Genomic DNA, 392 nt, shown 5'->3' with positions numbered 1-392 from the left:
TGAGGTCGGCACGAGCGGGCGTCACCACCGGGTCGTCCATGCCGCGGCCGACGAGGTCCGGGTCGCCCCGACACATCCCGACGGTGAGCGTCGCCGCGTTGCCGACCGTCTCGACGAGGTCGTCCATCGACGCCGACTGGGGGACCACCCGCCGGGCGTCGCGCGTCGAGACGACGATGTCGGGGAGACACGCGACCAGCGATAGCTCCGGTCGGACCGTCGTGACCCGGTCGTCGGTGACGACGGTGAACCCGCCGAGCAGCGCGGGCGCGACGTTGTCGGCGTGGGCCTCCCCGGAGGCGGCGGCTTCGCCCTCGGCGGCGATGGGGACCAGTTCCTCGCGCGTGAGGCCCCGGTCGTACAGTTCGTTCAGTGCGACGGCCGCCGCGGCG

The 392-nt window shown here is 74.0% G+C and carries 1 pseudogene; it reads right to left on the bottom strand.

The features are described 5' to 3' along the window. Positions 1 to 392: pseudogene (locus M1L36_RS16540) on the bottom strand (GHMP family kinase ATP-binding protein); the annotation flags it as partial.

Source organism: Halomarina rubra (assembly GCF_023699475.1).
In the GTDB taxonomy this organism is placed as follows: domain Archaea; phylum Halobacteriota; class Halobacteria; order Halobacteriales; family Haloarculaceae; genus Halomarina; species Halomarina rubra.
Note: the sequence above shows the minus strand (reverse complement) of the source record. Positions and strands in the feature narration are given on the sequence as shown.